Source organism: Nonomuraea solani, from assembly GCF_900108335.1.
Taxonomy (GTDB): domain Bacteria; phylum Actinomycetota; class Actinomycetes; order Streptosporangiales; family Streptosporangiaceae; genus Nonomuraea; species Nonomuraea solani.
The window spans coordinates 36,648-61,364 of sequence record NZ_FNVT01000014.1; the positions used below are offsets into that span (position 1 = coordinate 36,648).

Annotated in this window: 26 protein-coding genes; 7 read left to right on the forward strand and 19 right to left on the reverse strand. The window is 68.2% G+C overall.

Features of this window, described 5'->3' with window-relative positions:
• Positions 1-653: 653 nt before the first annotated feature.
• The 4 genes from C4V41_RS38570 to C4V41_RS38585 all read left to right on the forward strand — a co-directional run bounded on the left by C4V41_RS38570 (position 654) and on the right by C4V41_RS38585 (position 4,865).
• Positions 654-1,562: a terpene synthase family protein gene (locus tag C4V41_RS38570; RefSeq protein WP_200824504.1), complete on the forward strand. Its 909-nt coding sequence runs from the start codon at positions 654-656 to the stop codon at positions 1,560-1,562.
• Positions 1,559-2,908 (forward strand): cytochrome P450, encoded by a 1,350-nt coding sequence (locus C4V41_RS38575; protein WP_103960954.1) that lies wholly within the window; start codon positions 1,559-1,561, stop codon positions 2,906-2,908. Before C4V41_RS38570 ends, C4V41_RS38575 begins: the two co-directional genes overlap by 4 nt.
• 422 nt (positions 2,909-3,330) lie before the next feature.
• Complete coding sequence (locus C4V41_RS38580) at positions 3,331-3,909, forward strand: RNA polymerase sigma factor (RefSeq protein WP_103960955.1); 579 nt, start codon at positions 3,331-3,333, stop codon at positions 3,907-3,909.
• Positions 3,906-4,865: a CU044_5270 family protein gene (locus C4V41_RS38585; RefSeq protein WP_103960956.1), complete on the forward strand. Its 960-nt coding sequence runs from the start codon at positions 3,906-3,908 to the stop codon at positions 4,863-4,865. The genes C4V41_RS38580 and C4V41_RS38585 overlap by 4 nt, the downstream gene beginning before the upstream one ends.
• 524 nt (positions 4,866-5,389) lie before the next feature.
• Here C4V41_RS38585 and C4V41_RS38590 read toward each other — a convergent pair.
• The 9 genes from C4V41_RS38590 to C4V41_RS38625 all read right to left on the reverse strand — a co-directional run bounded on the left by C4V41_RS38590 (position 5,390) and on the right by C4V41_RS38625 (position 12,792).
• Positions 5,390-6,151 carry a DJ-1/PfpI family protein gene (locus C4V41_RS38590; protein WP_103961174.1) on the reverse strand — a complete coding sequence of 254 codons (762 nt, stop codon included), beginning with the start codon at positions 6,149-6,151 and terminating at the stop codon, positions 5,390-5,392.
• Positions 6,141-7,037, reverse strand: coding sequence for an ABC transporter ATP-binding protein (locus C4V41_RS38595; protein WP_103960957.1), 897 nt, complete (start codon positions 7,035-7,037; stop codon positions 6,141-6,143). Before C4V41_RS38595 ends, C4V41_RS38590 begins: the two co-directional genes overlap by 11 nt.
• On the reverse strand, positions 7,027-8,124 hold the full coding sequence (locus C4V41_RS38600) for a FecCD family ABC transporter permease (protein ID WP_200824505.1): 1,098 nt from the start codon (positions 8,122-8,124) through the stop codon (positions 7,027-7,029). The genes C4V41_RS38595 and C4V41_RS38600 overlap by 11 nt, the downstream gene beginning before the upstream one ends.
• Entirely contained in the window at positions 8,117-9,196 is a 1,080-nt protein-coding gene (locus C4V41_RS38605) for an ABC transporter substrate-binding protein (protein ID WP_235030649.1), read from the reverse strand. The genes C4V41_RS38600 and C4V41_RS38605 overlap by 8 nt, the downstream gene beginning before the upstream one ends.
• Before the next feature lie 43 nt (positions 9,197-9,239).
• Complete coding sequence (locus C4V41_RS65520) at positions 9,240-9,371, reverse strand: hypothetical protein (RefSeq protein WP_268808752.1); 132 nt, start codon at positions 9,369-9,371, stop codon at positions 9,240-9,242.
• Between the two features lie 4 nt (positions 9,372-9,375).
• On the reverse strand, positions 9,376-9,957 hold the full coding sequence (locus C4V41_RS38610; RefSeq protein ID WP_146103947.1) for a hypothetical protein: 582 nt from the start codon (positions 9,955-9,957) through the stop codon (positions 9,376-9,378).
• Positions 9,958-10,076: 119 nt separating this feature from the next.
• The gene (locus C4V41_RS38615) at positions 10,077-10,571 is read right to left on the reverse strand and encodes a hypothetical protein (RefSeq protein ID WP_103960960.1); all 495 of its coding nucleotides are present in this window, start codon (positions 10,569-10,571) and stop codon (positions 10,077-10,079) included.
• Positions 10,568-12,103, reverse strand: a complete 1,536-nt coding sequence (locus C4V41_RS38620; protein WP_235030650.1) for a sensor histidine kinase — start codon at positions 12,101-12,103, stop codon at positions 10,568-10,570. The genes C4V41_RS38615 and C4V41_RS38620 overlap by 4 nt, the downstream gene beginning before the upstream one ends.
• A 14-nt stretch (positions 12,104-12,117) precedes the next feature.
• On the reverse strand, positions 12,118-12,792 hold the full coding sequence (locus C4V41_RS38625) for a response regulator transcription factor (protein ID WP_160150548.1): 675 nt from the start codon (positions 12,790-12,792) through the stop codon (positions 12,118-12,120).
• A gap of 189 nt (positions 12,793-12,981) precedes the next feature.
• On the opposite strand from C4V41_RS38625, the gene vanY-N reads away from it, so the two are divergent.
• Positions 12,982-13,557, forward strand: a complete 576-nt coding sequence (gene vanY-N, locus C4V41_RS38630) for a D,D-peptidase/D,D-carboxypeptidase VanY-N (protein ID WP_103960961.1) — start codon at positions 12,982-12,984, stop codon at positions 13,555-13,557.
• A gap of 121 nt (positions 13,558-13,678) precedes the next feature.
• On the opposite strand, the gene C4V41_RS65525 is transcribed toward vanY-N, so the two are convergent.
• The 3 genes from C4V41_RS65525 to C4V41_RS38640 all read right to left on the reverse strand — a co-directional run bounded on the left by C4V41_RS65525 (position 13,679) and on the right by C4V41_RS38640 (position 15,636).
• Complete coding sequence (locus C4V41_RS65525; protein WP_268808753.1) at positions 13,679-13,801, reverse strand: hypothetical protein; 123 nt, start codon at positions 13,799-13,801, stop codon at positions 13,679-13,681.
• A gap of 33 nt (positions 13,802-13,834) precedes the next feature.
• Entirely contained in the window at positions 13,835-14,203 is a 369-nt protein-coding gene (locus C4V41_RS38635; protein ID WP_103960962.1) for a hypothetical protein, read from the reverse strand.
• A gap of 113 nt (positions 14,204-14,316) precedes the next feature.
• The gene (locus tag C4V41_RS38640) at positions 14,317-15,636 is read right to left on the reverse strand and encodes an MGH1-like glycoside hydrolase domain-containing protein (protein ID WP_103960963.1); all 1,320 of its coding nucleotides are present in this window, start codon (positions 15,634-15,636) and stop codon (positions 14,317-14,319) included.
• Positions 15,637-16,248: 612 nt separating this feature from the next.
• On the opposite strand from C4V41_RS38640, the gene C4V41_RS38645 reads away from it, so the two are divergent.
• A complete protein-coding gene (locus C4V41_RS38645; protein ID WP_103960964.1) occupies positions 16,249-16,785 on the forward strand; it encodes a Pycsar system effector family protein in 537 nt (178 codons plus the stop codon).
• Here the strand turns inward: C4V41_RS38645 and C4V41_RS38650 are convergent.
• The 4 genes from C4V41_RS38650 to C4V41_RS38670 form a co-directional block, all read right to left on the reverse strand.
• Positions 16,766-17,608 carry a hypothetical protein gene (locus C4V41_RS38650; RefSeq protein WP_103960965.1) on the reverse strand — a complete coding sequence of 281 codons (843 nt, stop codon included), beginning with the start codon at positions 17,606-17,608 and terminating at the stop codon, positions 16,766-16,768. The genes C4V41_RS38645 and C4V41_RS38650 overlap by 20 nt on opposite strands.
• A gap of 2 nt (positions 17,609-17,610) precedes the next feature.
• Complete coding sequence (locus tag C4V41_RS61050) at positions 17,611-19,668, reverse strand: hypothetical protein (RefSeq protein ID WP_146103948.1); 2,058 nt, start codon at positions 19,666-19,668, stop codon at positions 17,611-17,613.
• Positions 19,665-20,441, reverse strand: a complete 777-nt coding sequence (locus C4V41_RS38665) for a nucleotidyl cyclase domain-containing protein (protein ID WP_103960968.1) — start codon at positions 20,439-20,441, stop codon at positions 19,665-19,667. The genes C4V41_RS61050 and C4V41_RS38665 overlap by 4 nt, the downstream gene beginning before the upstream one ends.
• Before the next feature lie 72 nt (positions 20,442-20,513).
• The gene (locus C4V41_RS38670) at positions 20,514-21,179 is read right to left on the reverse strand and encodes a Crp/Fnr family transcriptional regulator (RefSeq protein WP_235030651.1); all 666 of its coding nucleotides are present in this window, start codon (positions 21,177-21,179) and stop codon (positions 20,514-20,516) included.
• Positions 21,180-21,637: 458 nt separating this feature from the next.
• Here C4V41_RS38670 and C4V41_RS62240 point away from each other — a divergent pair, with 458 nt between their 5' ends.
• A complete protein-coding gene (locus tag C4V41_RS62240; RefSeq protein ID WP_160150532.1) occupies positions 21,638-22,099 on the forward strand; it encodes a hypothetical protein in 462 nt (153 codons plus the stop codon).
• On the opposite strand, the gene C4V41_RS38675 is transcribed toward C4V41_RS62240, so the two are convergent.
• The 3 genes from C4V41_RS38675 to C4V41_RS38685 form a co-directional block, all read right to left on the reverse strand.
• The gene (locus tag C4V41_RS38675; RefSeq protein ID WP_103960970.1) at positions 22,090-22,620 is read right to left on the reverse strand and encodes a hypothetical protein; all 531 of its coding nucleotides are present in this window, start codon (positions 22,618-22,620) and stop codon (positions 22,090-22,092) included. The genes C4V41_RS62240 and C4V41_RS38675 overlap by 10 nt on opposite strands.
• 204 nt (positions 22,621-22,824) lie before the next feature.
• Positions 22,825-24,159, reverse strand: a complete 1,335-nt coding sequence (locus tag C4V41_RS38680) for an FAD-binding oxidoreductase (RefSeq protein WP_103960971.1) — start codon at positions 24,157-24,159, stop codon at positions 22,825-22,827.
• An 11-nt stretch (positions 24,160-24,170) separates the two neighbouring features.
• Positions 24,171-24,656 carry a carboxymuconolactone decarboxylase family protein gene (locus tag C4V41_RS38685; RefSeq protein ID WP_103961178.1) on the reverse strand — a complete coding sequence of 162 codons (486 nt, stop codon included), beginning with the start codon at positions 24,654-24,656 and terminating at the stop codon, positions 24,171-24,173.
• Positions 24,657-24,717: the final 61 nt, after the last annotated feature.

Genomic DNA, 24,717 nt, shown 5'->3' on the forward strand with positions numbered 1-24,717 from the left:
GCGTTTGGGCAGCGCTCTGGCGACACCGCCGGGCCGCGCTCATCCAGCCGGCGTTGGAAGGAGGTGCCCGGCCGAGGCTCGCCAGCGCTGTGCCGGGGTGGCTCCCGTTGCCACCGCCCGGTCAGGGCCGAATCCTGCAACTGAGCCCCACAGGCGAGCCGACGAGCTGTTCCGTCGTGTGGAACGGTCGATTGGCGGTGGCCTTGCCGGTGTTTAGCGTCGTCATCGTGGCCACTCGGCGGAGATGGCCGTGAAGCCGCAACCTCGCCGGGCCGATCCTGCGCTGGTCGACACCGGATTAGAGCGGTGCCCAGCCGGGAGGCGATGCGGCGCACATTGGCCACCTCACCGCCGCATCACGCCTGGGCCGCCTCCGGGGAGGAGGATCTGCGATGGCTGAATGGGCGCCGCACCAGGTGACCTCGGCTCGCTAAGTATCTGCAAGGCCGATTGCCCTGTCTGTCGGTGCCATCTCCGGCACCGACGTACATAGGAGCAGACCGATGCCACTGCCATCATTCGCGAAACAGCGACCAGCCGTACAACCGATCTTCTCGATCCCCGCAGTCGAAACCACCTTCCCCCGACGACGGCACCCTCATTGGGCTCGCCTTCAGAAGTCGGCGCGATCATGGCTGCGGCGGATGAGACTCATGCCGGCGGACAAAGTCGCCGCGTTCGCCGACGAGCTGCGGTACACCGACCTCGTGGCCGGCTACTACGTGGACGCCTCCGAGCCGGTGCTGTCCGCGATCTCGGATTTCAGCATCTGGTTCTTCCTCTGGGACGACCGGCATGCCCAGGACACCGCGCACCGCAGAGACGTGGCATGGAACAGCCTGCGCGAGGATCTGCACCACGCCCTGGACGCCCCGCGCCGCCACCTGAGCCACCCGGACCCGCTGGTGAAAGGCTTCGCCGACAGCGTCGCCCGGCTTTTCTCACACTTGCCCCGCCGCTGGAACGCGCGGTTCGCCCGGCACATGCACGCGATCATAGAAACGTACGACGAGGAGTACCACAACACCATCGCGGGCCGTGTGCCCACCGTCGACGAATACGTGGAACTGCGGCGGCAGACCTTCGGGCACGAGGTGTGGATCGACCTCCTGGAGTTGGCCGCGGGGCGCGAACTACCGCCCCGGGTCAGGCAAAGCACCGCCTATCGCCGCGCCGGCCTGGCCTCCCAGGATTTCTCCGCCTGGTACAACGACCTCTGCTCCCTGCCCAAAGAGCTGGCCGGCAAGGAACAGCACAACCTGGGAATCAGCCTCATTCACCACGAAGGACTCACCGCCGCGGACGCCTCCCGCGAGGTACGCCGCAGGGCGGGCGGACGAGTGGCCGCGTTCCTCAACGCGGAGACAGACGTCCTGCACCTCCTCGATGAGATACGGCCGAACCCAGCGATCACCCGCACGGCCCACTCGTGCCTGTCGAACATGCGCAACTGGTTCTCATCGGTCTACTGGTTCCACCACGAATCCGCCCGCTACCGACTCGACACCTGGCAGGACCCTTCCCATCCCCCGTACGTGGTCGACCCCGGAGGTCAACGATGAACACCGAAACCGCACCTCAGGCCCCGCCACTCGCCGCCGGCGCCAAACCCTTTCTCGGTCACGGCTGGGAATTCCTGCGCGCCCCCCTGGCATTCCTGACCTCTCTGCGAGACCACGGGGAGATCGTCCGAGTGCGGCTGGGCCCGCGAACCGTCTACGCGGTATGCGCGCCGGAGCCCCTGGGCGAACTGCTCGTGAAGCACGCGCGATCCGCCGCCGTCGGCGGCCCGATGTGGGACACCCTGCAACCGCTGCTCGGTCAGGGACTCGCCACCATCAACGGCCCTCTCCACCGGCGCCGCCGCCGTATGATGCAGCCCTGGTTCCAGCCGGACCGTGTGGCCGGCCACACGGCGGCCATGGCGCAGGAGGCGCGTGCGCTGACCCGGCGCTGGCAGGCCGGGCAGATCATCGACGTGGGCGAAGAGCTCTCCGACTGCACCGTACGCATGATCGCGCGCTCGCTGCTGGGATCGGAGTCCATCGCCACCCGAGCCGGCGAAGTGAGCGTACTGTTGCACACGGTGTTCGCCTGCATGTACCGCCGCCTGATCCTGTCCGCGGGCCCTCTGGCGATGCTGCCCACCTTCACCGGCCGTCCCCTCGACCGGGCCCTGACCAGGTTGCACCAGATCATCGATGAGGCGATCGCCGAGCACCGGGCCCGCGGCGTGGACGACGACGACCTGATCGGGGCGCTGCTCACGGCAAAGGACGAGGAGAGCGGTCAGCCGCTGAGCGACCAGGAGATCCACGACCATGTCGCCTCTGTGCTGGTAGCGGGAACCGAGAACGTGGCCTACACCCTCGCCTGGGCGTTCCTTCTCCTCTCCCAGCACCCGCGCGAAGAAGCGCGCCTGCGCGAGGAGGCGGACGCCATCGCCGGCGAACACCCGCCGGGCGCCGAGGACCTGCGAACCCTGTCTCACACCCGCAACATCGTCATGGAGTCGATGCGGCTGCACCCCGCCATCTGGCTTCTTACCCGCCACACCACCGACCCTGTCGAAATCGGCGGGCACCTCATCCCCGCGGACGCGGACATCATCTACAGCCCGTACGCCATGCAGCGAGACCCCCGCTCGTTCGAGCACCCCCTCACGTTCGACCCCGATCGCTGGAGCCCGGAACGCGCGGACGGTGTCCCGCGATTCGCGATGATGCCGTTCGGCACCGGCAACCGGAAATGCGCCGGCGAGCACTTCAGCATGATCGCGATCACGCTGCTTCTCACGGCGGTGACCTCGCGATGGCACCTGACCCCGGCGCCGGGCACCGATCTCACCACCCACGTCGGCATCACCCTGCAGCCGAAGAGGTCTCACATGCGGGTCGAAGCCCGATGAACTTCCGGCTACGGGGCTGAATGACACGCGACGTGAGGAAGTGACATCGCCGCTTGCAGCTTGATCTGCGGTTTTGACCTTCGGTAGCGGCACAGGAAAGATCGCGGCTTGTGTCGGTTCGTCTGCTGTATCTGATCATGGTTCGGCCGGGCTGGTGTTGCTGGGGCGAGGCCAGGCGTCCAAGGATCATGGTGCTCCGCCATGAGGTGGCCGTGTTGACGCGTCGACTCGCCCGCCCGAAGCCGGACTGGGCCGATCGGGCGCTCCTGGCGGCCTTGGCGCGTTCCCTGCCTGCGATCCTGGCGCGTGCGCTCTCTTGGCCTTCACCCGAGCCTTCCGGGCGGTAGGCAGCCTCCCGTGAACTCGTTTCCTGACTCGTGTGAAAGACGGGCGACACCACTTCCCCGAAAAGGCCCAACCACATGCCGCTCAGTACGACCCTGTCTGACGCCGACCTGATCGAACGGTCGTGGCGAGATCCCGAGGATTTCGCCTTGCTGTTCGACAGGCACGCAGGACACATCCACCGTTATGTGGCCCGCCGGCTCGGCGACGACACGGCCGACGACATCGTCTCCGAGACGTTCCTCGCCGCGTTCAGGCAACGCCGCGGCTACGACACCGCCCGTCCGCAGGCCCTTCCCTGGTTGTACGGCTTCGCGACCAACTTCATCCGCCGGCATCAGCGCGCCGAGATACACCGCTACAAGGCGTACTCGAAAGTGGGCGTGCTTCCCGACGCCGACGACGCCGCGGAACAAGCTCTTGAGCGGGCGAGCGCGCACGCCGTACGCCGCCCTCTCGCCCAGGCGCTCGCCTCGCTCAAGGGACGCGACCGCGACGTCCTCTTACTCGTGGCCTGGGCCGACCTCACCTACGAAGAGGTGGCCAATGCCCTGTCCATCCCGATCGGAACAGTTCGTTCCCGCCTCAACCGTGCGCGGGCCATCGTCCGCAACGCCCTCGGCAGCCCCGACCCCACGACGGAGCAGACCTCATGAACGAACCGGCCGACCTGACCGAACTCCGCGACCTGTTCGCCGGCAAGCCGCACCCCACGGCGGACCGCCTCGCCCCCGCCCGTACCGCTCTCCTGGCCGAAGCCCGCACGAAGCGGCGGCTCTGGGCCCGGCCGGCCGGGCTGCGGCGTGTGATGCTGGCAGGCGGCCTGGTCGCGGCGATGACCGCAGGAGCGATCGCCGTCCAGACCTTCAACCCTTCCGCGCCCGCGAGTGCCGCCGAGGTCCTGAGGCTCGCGGCCGAGGCCGCGACCACCACCCCGTGGCCGCAACCCCGCGACGACCAGTACCTCCACTACGAGCGGATCGCGGAGACGCGCAGCGAGAAAGGGGTTGCCAACGTCGGCCCACGCCACATCACGGGCGAGGTCTGGGAGTCCGTCGACCGCTCCCGCCCAGGACTGCTCTGGCACAAGCCATCGAAATCCTGGCCACAAGACTACGAATACAAGGAACTCCTGACCCGGTGCCCCGAACGTGGCGCGGGGCGCCCCGCCTACGCCGACCTCCAAGGGTGGCCGACCGACCAGGAGCAACTCCGGCGCAAACTGGCCGAACGCGGCAACGAAATGCTCCCCGGCAAAGACGCCGCGACCCAGACCTGGAACGGTGCCCTCAACATCCTCGGCAGCCCGGTCCCGCCCAAGCAGCAGGCGGCCATCTACAAGATCGCCGCGACCCTGCCGGGCATCGAGACGGAAGAGCTCAAGGACGCCACCGGCAGATCGGGCATCGCCGTGACCCGGGTGGACAATCGAGGACCCGGAGGTGCCATCTCCCGCGAATCCCTCATCTTCGACAAGACCTCCTACACCCTCATGGGCGGCCAGGAACTCGTGCCGGGGCACGGGCGTGAGCTCTGGTCCATCTCCCGTCCGCAGGTCACCGACGTACTCCCGGCCTGGTCCAAGTCCTTGAAGCGGAGAGGCTGCGTCTGAGCCCGCGTCCACCGGACGACGGGCGGGCCGCGCCGGCCTATGGGATGCGGAAACTGGACCTGGTGCTGCTACCTGCGGTCATACGGTGATCAAGGCTGATCGTCCGACATGTCATCCAGGCATGATGTGGTCAGCGCTCTACATGATCGTCCGGCATCTGCTCGCGCGTAGCGGCGGTGCTGAGGCATGAGGCCGCCGTGCTTCGGCGGCAGACCGCCCGTCCGCTTGCAGCCCGCGGACCGGGTGCGGCCGGCCGCGTCTGCTTCCTCGCATGCGCCGTTCTTCGTCACTCCGGCGGCGATGCCGGCTTGGCACGCTCAAGCGGCCGCTCAAGGCAAGGACCGTGGTCAGCAACACCAACGGTCACCGCGTACGGCGCGGAGCTCGTCCCCATGACCGCTCCGGGCGGCGGAGCCACATGCCTGCTTCACCGCCCGGACGACACCGGTCATTCGATCTCCGCAGGATCGCACTGGATTGGTCGGGCTACTCCTGCGTGGTCGTCCGGGCGGTTCGGCACACGGCTAGCGGGCGGCGTCCTCCAGAAGTTTCAGGGCGAGTTGCTGCAGCTCGGGCCCGGCCTTCTCGGGGCTGCCGGTGTCGAAAGGTGGCTGGGGGTCGTACTCGACGGCCAGTTGCAGCGCCTGAGCCGCCCGTTCGTCGGCGAGCTTGGCGGCCAGGTGCAGGGCCATGTCGATGCCTGCGGACACCCCTCCGGCCGTAATGATCTTTCCTGATTCGACGAAGCGTCCCGGGGTGAGCACGGCGCCGAACGTGGTCTCCAGATAGCTCCTGGACGCCCAGTACGTGGTGGCGGGCACGCCGCGCAGCAACCCGGCCGCGCCCAGGATCAACGCACCCGTGCACACAGAAGTGGTCCAGGTCGTGCCCTTGTGCAGGCGGCGCACCCAGTCCACGGTCTCCGTGTCCGCCATGGCGGCGGTGACGCCGCGGTTGCCCGCGCCCGGCACCAGCAGCACATCCGCCTGCCGCACCTGGCGCAGCGAACGGTCGGCGACCAGGCCGAGCACCCCGGTGTCGGTACGCACCGGCCCTGCGCGTCGGGCCACCGTGATCACCTCGATATCGGGCACCCGGCACAACACCTCGTACGGCCCTACCGCGTCCAGCGCCGTCAAGCCGTCGTACAACAGGATCGCCACCCGCCGCCGTCGCGGCGCGGCGGCGGCCGGCGACGCCATGCCCATCGCGCCCAGCCCTGCCCCGACGCCACCGGCGGCTGCCGCTTTCAGCACAGCCCGCCGGCTGCTCTCCTTATCGGTCATCTCCGAGCCCTCCTTGCCGTCGTGCTGATTCACAGGTCATGCCCGCGCTGGTGCCCATCTTCTTCTCCTTGGCGAGTAGGCGGTCGACTCGCTGCTCCGGCGCCGCGTCAGTGACTTGGCCGTGGGCTGAGGCCACGGCGATGTGCGGGCGTCCGGTGATGGGGTGCGGGCCGACATGAGCGCGTACTCCGAAGACCTCCTCGATGAAGGCGGGCGTCAGCACCTCCAGGGGCGGGCCGTGCCCGGCGACGCGGCCGTCGCGGAGCACGACGACCCGGTCGGCGTAGGCGGCGGCCTGGTCGAGGTCGTGCAGAGCGGCCAGCAGGGTGAGGCCGAGGGAGCGGATCAGGTCCAGCAGGAGGAGCTGGGATCCGACGTCCAGGTGGTTGGTGGGTTCGTCGAGGATCAGCAGCGGCGCCTCCTGGGCCAGGGCCCGGGCGAGCAGGACGCGTTGCCGTTCCCCGCCGGACAACGTGGTCATCAGCCGGTCGGCGGCCCAGTCCATCTCCACCCTTTTGAGGGCGGTGGTGACCGCCATCCGGTCGGTGGAGGTCTCGCGTTCGAGCGGACGTCTGCGGCTGTGGCGGCCGGCCGCGACGACCTCGGCCGCGGTGAACCCCTCGATGGCCTGGCCGTGCTGGGGCAGTACGGCGCGGTGGCGCGCGGCTTGGCGGGGTCGCATCCGCCACAGGTCCTGGCCGTCGAGCCGGATCACGCCCGCCGAGGGGCGCAACGCCCGGTAGACGGTTCGCAGCAGGGTGGATTTGCCGCTGCCGTTCGGGCCGACGAGCGCGACGAACTCGCCCGGCCCGGCGGTCAGGGTGACGTCGTCGACGATGGGGCGGTCGTCGATGCGGGCGCTGATGCCGTCCAGATCAAGCCGCATCGCCGCCTCCCTTCGCGCGACGGCGCAGCAACCACAGGAAGAACGGCACGCCGAGGCCGGTGGTGAAGATCCCGACCGGCAGCTCGTTCGGCCGGTCCGCGGTGCGGGCGGCCAGGTCCACCAGGATCAGGAACAGCGCCCCGGTCAGGAGTGAGACCGGTAGCACCCGCCGATGATCGGCGCCGACGACGAACCGGACCATGTGCGGGATCATCAGCCCGATGAAGCCGATGCCGCCGACGACGCTCACCACGGTGGCCGTCAGCAGCGACCCGGCGACCAGCAGCCCGATCCGCAGGGCCGCCACTGGCACGCCGATGGCGATGGCCGCCTCCTCGCCGGCCATCAACGCGTTGAGGGCGCGGGCCTGGGACAACAGCCAGGCCATGCAGCAGACGATGAGCAGGGCGGGCACGCCCAGGTCGGGCCAGGACGCGCCGGCGACGCTGCCCATCAGCCAGAACATCATGCCCTGCAGTTCGGTGGGGTTGAGCTGGAGCTGGACGAAGGTGGTGGCCGCGGCGCACAGATAGCCGACGGCGACGCCGGTCAGCACCAGCCAGGAGTCCAGCAGCCGTCCGGAGCGCTGGGACAGGACGTAGACCAGCAGCGCCGAGAGCATGGCGGCCGCGAAGGCCGCGCCGGTGACCCCGAACGCGCCCGCCAGCGCGGTGCCGCCGAGCGCCGGGACGAGCACGGCGCCGAGCGAGGCGGCCGAGGAGACGCCCAGGACGTACGGGTCGGCGAGCGGATTGCGTACCAGGGCCTGCAAGGCGACGCCGGCCACCGACAGACCCGCGCCGGCCAGCGCGGCCAGCAGCGCCCGCGGGGTGCGGATCTCCCAGACGACCTGGCTGAGCAGCGGATCGGCCAGCGCGCCACGTCCGGTGACGTGCGCCCAGACCACGCCCCAGACCTGGCCGAGGGGAAGGTTGACCGAGCCGATGGAGATGCCGACCACCAGGGCCGCGACCAGCCCGGCGAGCAGGGCGGCCAGCAGCAGCCCGGTCGCCGGTCCGGAGATCAGATGCGGGCGGCGGGACGGCGCGGGCCTGGCCCGCGGAGGGGAAGTCAGGGTGTCAGTCACCGGGGTGGACCACCTTGGAAATCTTCTCGACGGCCGCGGCGTTGAGCGGGCCGAGATAGACGCCGTCGGAGACGATCGTGTAGGTCCTGGACTTCGAGGCCGCCCAGTTCGGGTAGGCGGCGAACAGTTCGGCCGCCTCCTGATCGCCCTTCTCCCGCGGCGTGAACAGCCCGACCACCAGGACGTCGACCTGCGCGGTGGCGAGCTGTTCCCTGTTGATGGTGCTGGTGGCGTCGGAGGTCAGACCGGCGAAGGAGTTGACGCCGCCCGCGGCCTTGATGACGTCGTCGTAGATGCCGCCGGTCATCACGGCGGGCAGTCCGTTGGCGTTCATCATGGACATGCCGGGATAGGCGACGAGCACCTTCTTGGCGGGCAGGTTCGCGACGCGGGCGCGGACCGTCTCGACGCGGGTTCGCAGCTCGGTGATCACGTCGAGCGCGCGCTGCCGCACGTCGAAGATCCGGCCCAGGAGGCTGATGAACTCGAGCGAGCTGTTGATCGACTGGTTGCGATAGGCGCGCTGCTCCTCTTCGGTCGCCTCCGGCTTGCCCATGGCGCAGTTCACCGGATTGACCAGGCTGGTGATGCCGGCCGCGGCGAGCTGCTCGCGGGTGGCGAAACCGCTCTTGGCCTCGAACCCGCCGGACCACGTCGACACGACCAGGTCGGGCTTGAGCTTGAGCACCTGTTCGGCGGGGACGTCGAAGTTCTTGTTCATGGTCAGCCCGCCGGTCGGCAGCGCCTTGATCTTTCCGATCATGGACGGGTCGTCGGAGACGCCATAGCTCTGCGCGTTGGCCAGGATGGTGCTCTCCAGGCCGAGCAGGATGAAGCTCTCCACCTCGCCGACGCTGGTGCCGTTGAGGATCAGCACCCGCTGAGGTGGCTTCTGGAAGGTCACCTTCATGCCGCAGTTGTCGAAGGCCAGCGGGTAGCCGGTCTTGGAGGCCGGTGCCGAGACGTCGATGGCGGCGGCCGCGGTGCCGGTGGGTTCGGTGCCGGCTCCGCATCCGGTGACGGTCAGGGACACGAGGGCGGCCATGGCGGCAGCGAAACGAGAAGGGTTCATGCGTAGGTGCTCTCTGTGGGTCGGGTCTGGAGGTGCGCGCGCCTCAGACGGCCGGAGAAGTGGCCGAGCGCGGCGATCGGAAGACCCGCAGGCAGCGAAAACCGACCATGGCGAGATCGCGCCGGGGCGGCAGCAGGTTGCTGCTGTCGTTCAGAACGTGGGCGCGGTCGATCACCGGATCACATGGCCGCTGCGGGCCAGGCCTGACCTCCAGGGGGTCCCCTGAGCACGAGGACGTATTTCAGGAACAACCTGATGCGCGCGCTCTCGTCCTGGCGCGCATGTCCGGTCGGTCGTGGCGGCGTGGCGATCCAGCCGGCGACCAGGAAGAACAGCACCAGTAGCGGGCGCAGCACCCAGCCGGCCAGTTGCTGGACCAGGGCGCACAGCCTTGCCTCCAGCCACCGCAGCCATACTGAGGTGAGCAGCACGCTCGCCGCGTGCACGAGCAGCATCCCGAAGCCGATCGATGGAGTGGGCTGCGCGTGGGCCATCCCTTCCATCCCGACCATCTCCGCACAATGCGCCGCCGCTTGCCGGTCGGCGCTCTGGGTGAGGAGAGCGTGCAGGATGATCTGCGACGCGGCGGTCGCGGGCAGGATGGAGGCGAGCGTTCGTTCTCGTCCGGTCAGAGCCAGAGCGGGCAGCAGGAGGAGCAGGAAACCGCCCAGCGCCGCTGCCGGGTCGAAGGAACCTCCGCCGACCACGTGCCCGAGCGCGGCCAGGGCGGCGCACGTGGCGGCGAAACTCGCCGCGCGCACCCACCTCACCACCGAGAACGGACCCATCGTGGCCAGATCCTCCCACACGGTTGCCGAGGTCCAGGGAACAGGTGGCTCGGCACCTGCAGGAGGGGATACGCGGCGCGCCGTCTCCTGGTTCAGCCGGTCGGGCAGGTGCGGGGGCCGGCGTCCTGGTCGGCGCCGAGGACGGTGATCAGGCCGGGGCTTTCCGGCGCGGCGGCGGCGACGACGGTGCACACGATCTGCTGGATGGCCAGGATGGACAGTTCGCCGGCCGGGGTGGACGGGGTCACCACCAGGCGGCCGGCCGGTTTGGGGGTCACCGCGAACGGGGCGGCTTCGGGGGGCAGGTCGGTGGTGAAGCCGTGCTCCTGTTCCCTCGTGGTGGGCCCGGTCGCCAGGAGCGCGAGCTTGGTGGTGAGGAACAGGCGACGGTCACCGGACCGGGTGACCGGGCTGAGCCGGCCGTTCCTGACCAGGTAGAGGGTGGTCGTCATGGCGGAGGGGGCGACGGGTCCGCTGGGCGGGTCGCCGGCGGTGATGACGTCGCTGGGCCGTACGCCGCAGCCGGCCACCGCGATGAGTGTGAGCAGGCCCGCGGCGATCGCGCGGCGGGCGAATGTGGTTCTCATGCGGAGCCTTGGTCGGGGGCCGGGCGGGGGAGGCGCAGGGTGAACAGGGCGCCGCCGCCGGGGGCGTTGGTGACGGTGAGGTCGCCGTGGTGCAGGCGGGCGTTCTCGCGGGCGATGGCCAGGCCCAGACCGCTGCCTTCGGATCGGGCGCGGGTGGCGCTGGCCTTGTAGAAGCGGTCGAACACGTGCGGCAGCACCGTCTCCTCCAGCCCTGGCCCGTGGTCACGGACCTCCAGGGTGATCCAGTGCGAGTCGGTGGAGAGCCGTACCGACACCGGAGGCTCGCCGTGCCGCAGCGCGTTGCCGACCAGGTTCGCGAGGATGACGTCGACCCGGCGCGGATCCAGCCGGGCCGTCACCTCAGGGGCCAGGTCGGTGGTCACCGACGCTGTCCAGCCGCGCACGCGCAGGGTGGCGTGGACGAGTTCGGCCACGTCGACGTCGTTGAGGGCCAGGGCGGCGACGCCGGAGTCGAAGCGGCTGATCTCGATGAGGTCGTTGACCAGGGCGGTGAGGTTGAGGGTTTCCTGGCTCACCAGCCGGGCGGCGCGGCCGGCGGGGTCGGGCAGCTCGGCGGCTTCTTCTTCGAGTACGTCGGCGACCGCGGTCAGGGCGGCCAGCGGGGTGCGCAGTTCGTGGGAGACGTCGGCGACGAACCGGCGGGCGTCGGCCTCCATCGCTTCGAGTTGGTCGACGTGGCGTTCCAGTTCGGCGGCGGTGGTGTTGAAGGTGCGGGCCACTTCGGCCAGTTCGTCGGTGCCGCGCACGGTGATTCTGGTACGCAGTTCGCCCTGGCCGAGCAGGCGGGCGGCCCGGCCGAGTTCGCGGACCGGGCCGAGCACGCCACGGGTGGCCAGCAGCGCCAGGGCGACCGCGAACGCCAGTGCCGCGCCGCCGGTCAGCCAGGCCCACGCGGCGAGGTCGTCGATGCTGCGTTGCTCGGCCAGCAGGCTGTGGGCGGCGTAGACCTCGATGCCGGACACCCGGGTCCGCTGGTTCTGCTCGGTGATCAGCAGCGGGGTGCCGACGATCAGCCACGGCTCGCCCTGCCAGAACATGCGCTGCCACACGATCTCGCCGGCGGCCACCCTGCGCCGCATTTCCGATGAGATCACCCCGAGATCCCACACCCGCGCCCGGCCCGGTCTCCGCCGCTCCGGCTGATCGATCGGAGGCTCCCGCGTCGCGGCGACCGGCGGCCCCGGCGGCACCTCGGTTCCCGGCGTCGGGGCGAGTGGTGAGTGCAGCTCGCCGTAGACGGCGACCGCGCGGTTGTTGCCGTCGGTCACCGCGTCGGCGATCTCGGCGAGCTCGTCCGGGCCCGGCGTCGCCGTGCGCAGCGGGTAGACCGTCTCCAGGCGGCTGGTCATCGCCCGCACGGCGGCGTCCTGAGCCCGCTGCAGAATGTCGGTACGCGCCCGCACGTACATGACGCCCGCCACCGCCGCCGCGGTCAGCACGCACAACAGCGCGAACGCGCACAACAGCCGGGCCCGCAACCCCAGGCTCGGCCACCACGACGGCGAAGCCACCGGCTCAGCCCGGCTCACACCGGGCCGAACCGGTAGCCGAACCCGCGCACCGTCTGCACGTACACCGGCGCCGCCGAATCGTCCTCGATCTTCGCGCGCAACCGCTGCACACACGCGTCCACCAGCCGCGAATCACCGAAATAGCCGTGCTCCCACACCGACTCCAGCAACTGCTGCCGGGTGTGCACCCGGCCCGGCGTCGCCGACAACTCCAGCAGCAACCGCAACTCGGTCGGCGCCAGCGCGACCGCCACCCCGCCCTTGGCCACCACCAGCGCGGCCCGGTCGATGCTCAACTCCCCGTAGCGCTCCAGCTCCGCCTGCTCCCGGCCGATCCGCCGCAGCACCGCCCCGATCCGCGCCTGCAGCACCCGCGGCTGCACCGGCTTGACCACGTAGTCATCGGCGCCCGCCTCCAGCCCGGCCACCACATCGATGTCGTCACCCCGCGCGGTCAGCATGATGATCGGCACCTGCCCGGCCGCCCGGATCCGCCGGCACACCTCGAACCCGTCCATACCCGGCAACATCACGTCGAGCACCACCACGTCCGGCATCTCCGCCCGCAGCCGCTCCAGCCCCAGCTCACCCGACTCCACCGCGCGCACCCGATGCCCATGCCGGGTCAACGCCAGCTCCAAGCCCTCCCGTACGGCCGGATCATCCTCGATCAACAACACCCGCGACACGCCGCCGAGTTTCACCACACACCCCGTCACTCGCCCCTGCTCGACGCATCCACTGTCGAGCGGCCATGTCCCCGCCACGTCCGCGCCATGTCATGGTCGTGTCACCATCGCGCCGATGATGGCCGCCGTCGACAAACGGTGACAAACGGCAGACCACGTGCGCACATTCGTTACCAATCGTAGTTCGTCATGGACGAATCACGCATGATTCCGCCCCGGCCCCGCGACCGGCTCTACGCCGCGGCCACGCTGGTGCTCGCCGTGCTGCTGCTGCCCGCGGCGTTCGCCCGCCACCCCGGCCGCGCCCGCGAACGGGCCGGCCACTGGGCACTGGCGCTGCGCTTCCCGGCCGAAGACCTGTCCGGGCTGACCGACGGCGCCCGCGCCGCCTTCACCGCCGCACGCACCGACGCCCTCTGGCGCCACGGCCAGCTTCTGGGCCTCACCTCCGGCTACCGCGACCCCTTCGTCCAGCAGCGCATGTTCGAAGAAGAGGTCCGCCGCTCCGGCTCGGCGACCACGGCCCGCATGCTCGTCCTGCCACCGGCCGAATCCAGCCACGTCAAAGGCACCGCCCTGGACGTACGCCCGCACGAAGGCGCCCGCTGGCTGGAAGAGCACGGCGCCCGCTACGACCTCTACCGCATCTACGACAACGAATGGTGGCACTTCGAACACCGCCCGGAATGCGGCGGCACACCACCCCGCCGACGGCCCCACCCCGGCGCGAGCGAGCCGGAGGACCCGAACCCGTGGCGGATGTGATCGTAGACCCCGACGTGCCGCCGCAGGACGCCCAGGTGGCTCCCGGATCAACGCCGAGGGCCTGCTCGACGACGTATGCAACGCGGTGGTCCTGCCCGCGCTGGAGTGGGAGATCGCCCGCCTAGCTGTCGGTGCTGCGCACGGAGGCACTGCCCGAGGTGGCGGCCTTGACGCGGGCGCTGAACAGCAGCGAGGCGGCGGTGCAGGCTTTGCGGCGGAGTGTGAGCTCCGCCCAGGAGGCCATGCGTCGATTCGGCTGAAACGCTCGAAAAGGCGCTCAGTCGCAGGACTTGATGGTGCTCGAGCTCCACTGCTGCAGGTTGTCCCAGGAGACCCAGCCGTGCCACTTCGTCCTGGCGACCCGCACGTAGATCCAGACCTTGCCGTAGTCGTTGATGACCATGCAGTGGAAGTAGACGTTGGTGTACGGCTTCAGGTATTTGACATTGCCGCAGGCGGTGTACGGGCCGGCCTTCATGTTGCTGCCCTTTTCGATGACGTCCGAGCCGTCGTCGTAGTTGCCATGGGGCCAGCCGTTACATTGCGGAGCCCCGGTGGACGCCGCCTGACCCGGACCGCTCAGGCCGGCGGTGAGGACGATCGCCGTGGCCGCCACGGCGCCCAGACGTGCGAGTGCCTGCCTCATCGTGTGCCTCTTCCCTGCTGGTGTTTCTCGAACGGCTCCCAACGTAGGGATCAGTGAACGGCGTGAAATCAAACCGGGGCGTGATTTCCCGGTAAACTTCTGCGGTAGAGGCCTCAGCCAAGCGTGAGCCGGACGTCGTGGTGACCGGTGAGGGTGGCGGGCACCAGATCCACTTCACGCCCGTCGAGGCGGACACTCCGTACCGTCGTACCGCCCCCTGACACGGTGATCCGCAGGGTCATGTCGCGATAACGCAAACCGTTCAGCGCGGCGTCGCGCCAATGGGCGGGCATCATGGGGGAGAAGCGCATTCCTTCGGGCGTGAGCCTGATTCCGAACAGGCCGTGGTGGACCAGGCCGAGCATGGTCGTGGCCGACCAGGTCTGATCGGGTTCCGATGGCCATTGCCTGCCCTGCTGCCAGCCGCCGTCGGGCAGGCCGGTGATCGCGTTGTAGACCTCGGACAACCCGTCCCCTCCGAACAGGCCGATCAGGTCGTCCAGCGTTTCGTGGAACCGGTTCGCGTGGCCGCTTCGCGCCATCGCGTCACCCCACACGCCCATCACCATCGGCCAGCAGATCGCGTTGTGGCGGCCGGGACGTCCGGGGCCGTACCGGTCGAAGTGCGGCCACACGTTGACCACGCCGCGCGGCTCCCGGTGCGTGTTCGCCGCGATCAGGGCGGCCCGCCGCTCGTCCGCCACCCCGAACAGGATGGCCATGGCCAGCCCCAGAGCTTCCTGATGCGGGTCCAGGCGGCCGTCCTCGGACAGGAAGTAGCCGTACAGTCCGGCGTCCTCGCGCCACAGCCACCGGTTCACCGCGGCCCGCGTGGCGTCGGCGCGCGCCAGATGAGGCCGCCCGTCGGCCCCCAGCGCGGCCGCCATCCGGGCGAGCGCCCGATGCGCCCCGGCGTAGACGGCGTTCGTGGACAGGCACATGATCGAGTGCGCCCGAGGGTAGTCGAGCACGAAGCTGGACTCGATGCCGGGATCATTGGGCGGCTCCGGGTATCCGGAGATGCCGTCCTGCATGACGGCGCCGCCGCGATAGAGCCCGTACCTGCCGTCGAGCCGCTCCTTGTCGAGGACCTCCATCGTCGCCGCGGCGATCGGGTACGCCCGCGCCAGGAAATCCTCGTCGCCCGTGACCACGACGTGGTTCCAGGCGGCGACGGCCCAGATGATCTGGTCCCACCACTGGTCGTCCTGCTGGACGAGGGTTTCACCGGTGACGGCCAGGAGGGTGTCGCGGGCGGCGTCAGGCGACAGGAGACTGGCCGCGTACCAGGCGTTGATCGAGGCGTCCCTGGTCCACGGAGCCGGATAGCCGCCGCCGGCGCGGATGATCCCGCCGATCGTGTTGACGTCGAGCAGGTTGTGCAGCGCGGCCTCGTAGACCGCGACGAGATCGGGCCGGGGGCAGGTCAGCACGGGCCTGAGGATATCCAAGCGTCAGCGCGCGGTGGAGCGCAGCCCCGCGGTCGTGGCCTCCAGGATGAGCAGGGCCAGGGCGGGGGCCAGGTGCCCGAGGTCAGGTGGAGGGCGTACATGCTGAACTTGGCCTGCACGCCGACGGCCTGCCGGAGGGTCGCCGACGTGGCGGTGAAGTGCCTGGCCGCCCGGATCCGCTCGGAAGAGCCGCTGCCGTTCGAGGTCCCACCTGGCCCCGCACCGGCTGGTCGCACGGGAGCCCACGCAGGGCGTACGACAGCTGTTGCCTTCGTAGGCGGACAGGCGTCGGCCTGCCGTCGCTCTGCGGAGCGGGGACTGCCAGGAGGCGGAAATGTACGCGACAGGATGGTCAGTCGTGACCACCGCCTCGACGACCACCTGCTTGGGCTGCACTCCTTCGTCACCGGGTTACGCCCTGTCGAATACGCCGTCACCGCCCGGGCTCACTCTGCCTTACAACTCCGGGCCTGTTGAAGGGTCCGTCAACCGGAGCAACATGCTCAAGCGAAATCGACCATGGGATGCTCAGCTGTGTGATCGTCCAAGGCCAAGGGGTCGCTCATGTTTCGTAGGATCGTCCAAGCTCTTACGATGCCAGATCAGCAGCAAGCAGCCGAAGATGACGCGTGCGCCTACGGCGCCCAGTTACTGCATGAGGCTCGCGAGGAGCTCAATCGGGCGGATATGAAAGCTCAGGTTCTTCTCGGAATCGTGGGTATCGGGCTTGGTGCCGTAACGGGCGGGCTGCTCGCCGGGAGCTGGTCGCCGTTCAGGTTGTCCAACGCCATTGAGTGGCTATGGTGGGCAGGAGCGGCCGCGGCTATGACATCGGTAGTGGTGCTGGCCCGCGCCGTATATCCCCGGCTGGACCGCAGGAAGCAGAACGGCGCTGTCATGTACTACGCCGATGTGCTCCGTTTCGAGTCTGCCGCGGCCGTTTCTAGAGCCCTGATGAAATCCTCGACGCTGGATCTAGAGAGAATCGCTGATCAGCTTCATCGGGTCAGCGGGATCGTCGGGCGGAAGTACCGGCTCATTCGATGGGGATTCTGGTTGCTGTTGATCGGGTTGGCTGCCACGGTCAGCGCGGCGCTGATCAACATCGTGCTCACTGCGCCTCCTCCATGAGAGCGAACGGGGAGTCCGGATCCGGCGGTGGCAGCGGGATTCCGAGCCGCTCGAACGCCGCCCGCAGCGCGGACTCACTGGAGATGACCAGTTCAAAGGCATTCGCGTGCCGCTGTGTGTCCACGATTTTGGCTAGGAGCTCCAATAGTTGCTTGGCCTTCTCCTCGCGCTCATTGAGCATGCCGTCGGTGATGTCCGCCACCTTCTCGACCGCCTGTGTGAGCCGTACCGCATGCCGCGCCGTCGAGCTGTCCATCGTTTCGGTCAGGAACTGCTCGCAGAGTCGCCGGGATGCGCGCAACTTCGTCATTTGCAGTGCGACCTCGTCTGCCCGGGCCCTTATTTTGTAGAGCTCGCTCTCGTGCGCACAGCGTAGTTTCCGCACCTCCTCGGGCACGTCCACTTCTATGGCAGCTCGCCATGTGCCTGTCACGGAATCGGATGGCCGTTCCCTCAGCCAGCGCTTCAAGGCATCATTTGCCGCCTGCTCTGCTGCTTCCGGGTCGAAGATGCTGTGCTGCCGCAGCGAGGAGCGGACGATCTCCCGGACGTAGTCCTTGATCGAATGCTCATGTTCCTCCTTCAGTTCCTTCCAGGGACGGAATATGAGCGAGCCGGTAGCCGAACGCCGCCAGAGCCAGACGGTCACGACGAACTTGAACCCATCGCCGCGAGATGGTGCCGCAAAAATGTAGGAGGCATCCTCGTGGGTCACGGCCGGCTCCTCCTTGGCCGTTGTGGTCTCTTGAGAGTTCGTTCCGGCGGGAAGTCTCGTCCAGCGCTGTACGAGCACGGGTCGCTTGATGAGTTTCGTGAGCGACATGATCATCCTCCCTTGACGAGCCGAATATATTCGGCGAACTGAGCGGCGGTAATGGATTGCTGTTTGTGCCACAAGTGCAGATGGAAGGTCCAAGAAGGGCGGAGCCTTCTCGTGGCCCTGCGGAGCACCTCGTTGATGACGTTGTTGATCGTCGGCTCGGTCGCCGCGCCTTTTGCCCAGTCGGCCATGAGAAGCCAGGCGGACGGCGTATAGGCGGGCAACTGCACGTCCCCGCGCGTCGTGGACAGGCCCCAGTTGAGGGCGTTGACCCAAAGCAGCGCGAGCTCGTCGACCACCTCATGCCGCCACAGAGGTGGGTACGACTCCTCGTCCCGCTCGGCGGTGGCCAGGCGAACGAAAGCCAGAGCGGCGGTGACCTGCTCGCCGACGTGTTCTCCGGCTGCCCATCGAGCCTGCTCGCGCAGCACTGCCACAGCTGTTTCGGAGGTGTAGACCTCAGCGACGGAACGGGCGACATGGTCGCACGTATCCAGATACACCGCAGCGGCGGCAAGCGTGTGAAGGGCGTCTAGCGCCTCGTCGATGTGTCGGACGCCGATAACCGATCCGTAGCCCAGCGCCGCGGCGAGCCGCTGGCGATAGGTGCCGGTCGTCCACTCCTTCAACCGTCCGCGAACCAGCACTGCGACGTTGGGGTCGGCGAGTGTGGCAGATTCCAGAGCCCAGGCGAGCACCTTCGCGTGGCCGTCCTCGTTGCTCCAAGGCGTGAGGAACCGCTTGTTGATGACATGGAAGTCGCAGGTTGCAAGCTTGCCCACGGCATAGGCGGCCTTGAGCCGTACCCGCCAGTCATCGTCGCGGACCAATTCGGCGAGCCAGTCGTAGAGCGCTGGGCGGACAGCGGGCAACTGCTCCCAAACCGCCACCAGCAGTCGATTGGCCATGCCAGGCTTCACCTCGATGCGTTGCCCTTCCCCGCCCCGGGTGGCTTCTGCCGCGTCCAACCCTGGATGGCTGATCCACTGGCTGAGTCGTTCCCATATCGGGAAACCTTGGTCCTCCTTGTCCGCCGCGTCGCGTTGCTCGTCCTGCCTGATCCGCTGCGCCAGGGTTAGCGCGGCTTCGGACACGACGGCCTCGGGCAGCCCATAGAGCACTGCGCTGCTGATCAGGAAGTGCCTGCTCAGAACGGGATCGGTCTTCTCCAGGCTTTTTGAAAGCTCGGCAAGGGCCACGTATGGCAGATCCGCCACCATGGCAGCGAGAGAGCGGCCCTGCCGTCGGCCATCCGCGAGCTGCCGGGCTGTTTCAACCGCCTCCCAAGGACGGCAACCCGCGACGTGTTCGTCCAGCGAGAGGCGTACCGCTTCGAGCTCATCCTCGATGCCGGGGGAGAGGTGGACAAGTCGCCTGCGGATGACATCTCCTGGGGCGGGGCATTTGTGCGTGACTACGGATTTCGTAACTGCACAGTCATTCGGGACGACGGCGACGATCACGGCACCGCTCTCGCGTGCCACGGCGCAGAGTTGGTCGAGCACCGCCTCGGGGCGTCGAGGCCAGGTCTCCTCATCAACCCGAAGAACATAGCCGTGGCCTGCTCGGAGATCGTTGGGTCGAACCTTCTTCGGATCCTTGACGATCAGGTGATTGCACGTCAGGCGCTGTTGCATCAATGCCTGCAGCGCGGCTGTCCACCTTCCGCTGTGCGGGTCACCTCTGAGCAGGACGACGGGCATGTTCGCCAGCCGGTCCAGCAGTTCCTGCTGTGATGCCGTCTCGATCAGGCATGTCCGAATCCGTTCGAATTCATCGGACGGTATGGGGTGTGTGGAAACAGACGGCTCATCGCCACCGAAATACTGGATGATGTCGCGGCCGGCTCCGTTCAGCGTGCCACCTTGATCGACTCGGTAGTTCGAGCCGCCGTACCAGTTCTGCCCCACATCGATGATCTCGCTGCGGAGCCGGCGCTCCTTCTGTTCCTGCTCGATGCGAGCGGTTAAGGGCGGCCCCGGCTGGTTGATCTCGTCCTCCGAAGCCGGGACGTTGTCGGTTGCGGTGCCCGCCGGTTCCTGAATGGGCGTCTCCTCGGTCATGACGAAGGCTTCTGTCCGGGTTCGGTGATGGTGATATCGCGGCCGGCGAAGTTGTTGCCGCCGCCTGAGACGTGGTAGCTGTTACCGCCGTACCAATCGCCACCGACGCTCACCTGATGTTTTTGGGACGGCTGTTCGGCCTTTTCCTCTTTCTCGCTACATTCAGCGTCGAACTCTCTGAGCTCGGGCACGGCATGCACGTTGTATCCAGGCAAGTGGACGTACGCCACGTACTCCTGTTGTTTGATCTTTGCTTTGATCCGTCGGAACTGGTCGGCGGGTGGCCCGCCGTAGCCTTGGCCGACATAGTCGGCATGGAAAGTGTCGGAGATGATCATCCCGAGATTCGCGTCTGCGACAGAGCGCAGAGCTGCGCGAAGAGCATCGGCGTTGACTAGCCTTCCGCTTGCTACCGCGTTTCTGCCGGGCGATCCAGCGGGCCCATCCACGTGGATGGGCCCTGCATGAATCGCCAGGCGTAGGCGTAGGCGGGGTTGCGACGATGCGTTGTGGTCGTTGATGGCCTGGCTCAATGCGTCCGTGAATGGGCCGAGGAGCCGCGCTGGGTGGATGGACGAGGGCAGGACGACGAACTCCCCGTCGCCTTGGGGCTGCCGCTTCCAGTCCAGCAGCCCCAGCCCAGCAGCACCCGCCGCGAGGTCCAGCAGTCGGATCATGGTGGACTGCAGGGTGTACTGGTCTGAGTTGTTGCGCTGACTGTAGTCCTCGATGTCGTAGGTCAGCATCGCTCGGTACTGCGGATCGTCGTTCATCTCGCTCCTGTTCCTTCGCTGTGCAAGTACGGTGGCGTCTTCGGGCGGAGAACGACCGCGATTTTTACGGGTTCACGGGTCGGAATCAGCGAGCTTCATCAGCCCGTCCATGTCCTGAATGACGACCCGCCGGGGTCTGCGCAAGACCAGACCGCGTGCGGCAAGTGATCGCAGAGCCTTCTGTACGGTGGGTTCCTTGGCGCCGATTAGGCTGCCTAGCTCCGCCTGCGTCAAGGGGACCCCGATGTCCATGCCCTCCTGTACGGCGCGGCCGTGCGCTGCGGCAAGCGCAAGGATGATCCTTGCAAGGCAGACCTCCGCGTCGTATCCCGCGAATTCGAGCCGTCGCTGATTGGCCCACCGCAAACGGTCACTGAGGAGCCCGGAAAGCGCGAACCCGGCGCTCGGATGTCGTTGCAAATAGCCGATGAAAGTAGCGCCCCTGATCGCACACAACGAGGTTGGCCCACAGGTCGTGACATCAGCGCTGCGTCTGCCTGCCCCCAGGATCGCCATCTCGCCGATGACGTCGCCGCTGACCCGAACGGCGAGAAGTGCTCGTTCGCCGTTCTCCGCCCAAGTCGTGATTTTGACCAGGCCATGAAGTATCAGATAGATCAGCGTACCGGGCTCGCCCTGACGAATGAAGCATGTGCCATCCGGCGCCGTGAGCGTGGTACCCAGCGCGACCAACTCGGCCGGCATCGCCTCAGGCAGGCGGGAAAGGAACGTTCCCATCGGCCACTTTGCCGCCACAGGAAGCCTCCAGCGACCCGGTTGATTTCTCCACTCGCAATATGACACCGATCTCAATTCCGGCCAACGGCCATGTGAGCTTCTGCGAGCGATAGAACCGCGGCTCTGTCATGCGCTGCAATTGCGGGACACCGTGGGGAGTCGCCTGGAAGGACGGTGTGCTGGCGGAGGACTGCCACATCACACCCATCCCCACGTGCCGCATGGACGACCAGGCGGTAGCTCGGTCACACCTGATCCTCTGCGAGCGAGCACGACTTTCAGCCTGCCTATTGATGGGCGATAGGTAGCTGTCCCGGTGGTCGAACCCGCTTACGTTCCCGCCGTCCACGCGATCTTGAGAGAGGCCGGCGGGAAGCGTGCGCCGGTCATCGCCTGGAAGGTGGTGACCCGCTGGACGTCTCTCGACACGCTGGATTCGGTGGGCCTACCGTCGGGTCATGCCAGAGTTGCACCCATCGCTGGCCGATCACGGGCTTCGGGTCATCGAGCATGGGCTGGACGCTCCGCTCGATGCCGATGTGGTGCCCTTGTCCTGTGACGTCATCGAAGGCGACGCCGCGGCGGTGCTGTTCGCTCACGAGGACGCGCTGGAATGGGTCGTGTACGAATACGACCACGATTGGCGCTCCCTGGGCCTGACCGCGATCCGCGTCGCGGACACACCCCTCCGCGGGGAGGGCGCGCAAGTCGAGATACGGCACGACTCCTCGGAACGCAGTCGCATCAGAGGCTGGGGCTTAAGGGGTCGTCACCTGGTTCATGTGCGTATCCTGCGTACCCATCGGATCGCCCGGCTGCGCGTGGCCGCACGGACCGTCGTGGCGCTGCGCGGCTGGGCGATCGTGGTCTGGCGAGGGCGTCAGGCGCCCGCCATCTCGGCAAGCGGCCCTCAGCAGTAGACCCGCCGGTAGTTCAGCGAGTACGCATTGGCCCTTGCCCGCCGGACGCCCTGGGCGAACCCGTCGACGACCCAGCGGTACTGTTCGCTGCCGGTTCCGGTGCACGGCCACAGGTACTGCATCTCCGCGAAATGGCCGCGGGACCAGGCGATGGACGTACGGCGCACGTTCCGCCAGATGCCGAGGCCGAGGTAGCGCTGCAGGGTCAGCCGCGGGCCCTGCGGGATGTAGCCGGCTCCGGTGCACCACTGGCGGCCGATGCCTTTGATGTGCCCGCGGCCGTTGTGCCGGACGAACTCCGGGTCGCTGACGAACAGGAAGCACCGCCACGCCGGCGCCGCGGCGCGCGCGGAATCGGTGGCCGGAGGGTCGTCCTCATAGGTCGTGCTGCGTTGAGGGCCGGGGGTATCCCAAGCCGGTATGAGCTCGTCCTGCGGAGCGGGGGTGGGATCGGCGTGGGCGGGCGGGGCGATGAGACCGGCCACCAGACATGACAGCGCGACTAAAACGATCTTGCGCATGGTGCCTCCACGGGTTGATGCGACTACGCATGACCCAGGCGGCTGGTGGGTCTGCAGAAGCAGATTTCCGCCTCCGATGACAACCGATCCAGGAGCCGGCATCAAGGAAAGGGTGCAACCCGGCATGAGTCCTGGTCGCAGGGACCTGCGGTCGTGGCCACCTTGTCGTCGTGTGACAGGGTGGCCATCGACAGGCGGCTTGGACTACTGAGGCCGGATGTTGTGGTTGCGGGCGAACAGGTTGCCGGGGTCGTACCGGCGCTTGACCGCCCCCAGTCGCTCATACGTCCGCGTGGGATAGATCGCGGCGACGTCCTCCTCGGTGGCGGAGGCGAGGAAGTTGGCGTAGGCGCCGCTGACGTGAGGTCCGAGTCTTTCCCAGAGCGCCGCCAGAGCCGGGCGGGCGGCCTCGACGACCGGCGTCGGTCCCGCGACGGTGGTCACGAACATCAGCTCCGCCCGGCGATGCGCGTAGGCGGTCGCGTCGTCCGGGACTCGGGACACCGCGCCGCCGACGCTGCGGACGGCGATGAACGGCGACCCTGCCGACGCTCCGGTCTCGGCCAGGATCCGGAGGACCTCGGGGACCGACTCCCTGTCGGCGAAGGCGCTCCGGGTGACCAGTTGGACGCCGGGCGGCGGGGTGAGGCCGTCCACGAGCGTGTCCCCGTACGGGGTCGGTGCGACGTCGTCGGCGATCACCGTGCCGAGCCGGCGGATCGGGTCGATGGCCTGGGCCGCGCGTTCCGCATCGTCGCCGTCGAAGGCGACGTGGATCTCGATCGGCGCCTCGGGGCCACCGGCGAAGGGGTTGGCGAAGCTGGCGATGGAGGTGAGGTCTTGGGGGGCGGTGCGCATGTGGTCCGCCCAGCCCTGGAGTACGGTGGCCGCCTCCGACGCCGGGAAGGCGATCTTGCCGTAGAAGACGTCCGTCGTCGGGTGGGCGGTGAACTCGAAGGCGGTCACGATTCCGAAATTGCCGCCGCCGCCGCGAATCGCCCAGAACAACTCGGGGTTGTCCTCCGCGCTCGCCCGTACGACCTCTCCATCGGCCGTCACGATCTCCGCGGCGACCAGGTTGTCCAAGGCCAGGCCGTATTTCCTGACCTTCCAGCCGATGCCACCGGTCAGCGTCAGCCCGCCGACGCCGACGCCCTTGGTGTCGCCCGAGGAGATCGCCAGGCCGTGCGGGGTCAGAGCGGCCACGACCTGGCCCCACGTGGCGCCGCCGCCGATCCGTACGAGATGACGTTCCTTGTCGATGACCTCGACGTTCGCCAGCCTGCCGAGGTCGATCACGACGCCGTCGTCGTTGGTGCCGAAGCCCGGGAAGCCGTGGCCGCCGCCTCGTACGGACAGGACGAGCCCTGTCTCGGCGGCGAATCGGACACCTGCCCGCACGTCCGCGACGCTCTCGGGCCGCAGGACGAAGGCCGGACTGCCCGTGACCAGGATCGAGCGGCTGGCCGAGGCGTATTCGGCCGCGCCCGGTTCGATGATGTCGCCGCCGAAGTCACGACGAAGGGTTTCAGAGCTCATGATGTTTCCTCTCAGTTCGCCATGCCGGCGAACATGCCGGGCTCGTACGAGCCCCCGGGGTTGCGCACGATCACGTTGAGGCGGTTGTTGGCGTTGATCATGGCGATCACCGAGACCAGCGCGACGATCTGGTCGTCGTCGTAGTGCTCGCGCACCTGGGCCCACGTCTCGTCGGACACCCCGTGGCGGGCGTCGGCGATCCGGGTGCCTTCTTCGGTGAGCGCCAGCGCGGCCCGCTCGGCCTCGGTGAACACGGTCGACTCGCGCCAGGCGGCGACCAGGTGCAGCCGGAGCGCGCTCTCCCCGGCGGCCGTGGCGTCCTTGGTGTGGTAGTCGATGCAGAAACCGCAGCCGTTGATCTGGCTGGCCCGCAGCATCACCAGGTCCTGGACGGCCTGGGGGAGCGACGACTGCTGGATCGCCAGGGCGACGTTGTAGATCCGCTTGGCGATCTTGGCGCCGAGCGCGTTGGCCATCAGGTCCATACGGGGTTCCATGGGGTCGTCCTCACGTGTGGTGTCGCGTTGAACGAACACAAGATCCCGGCGGCCCGATCCT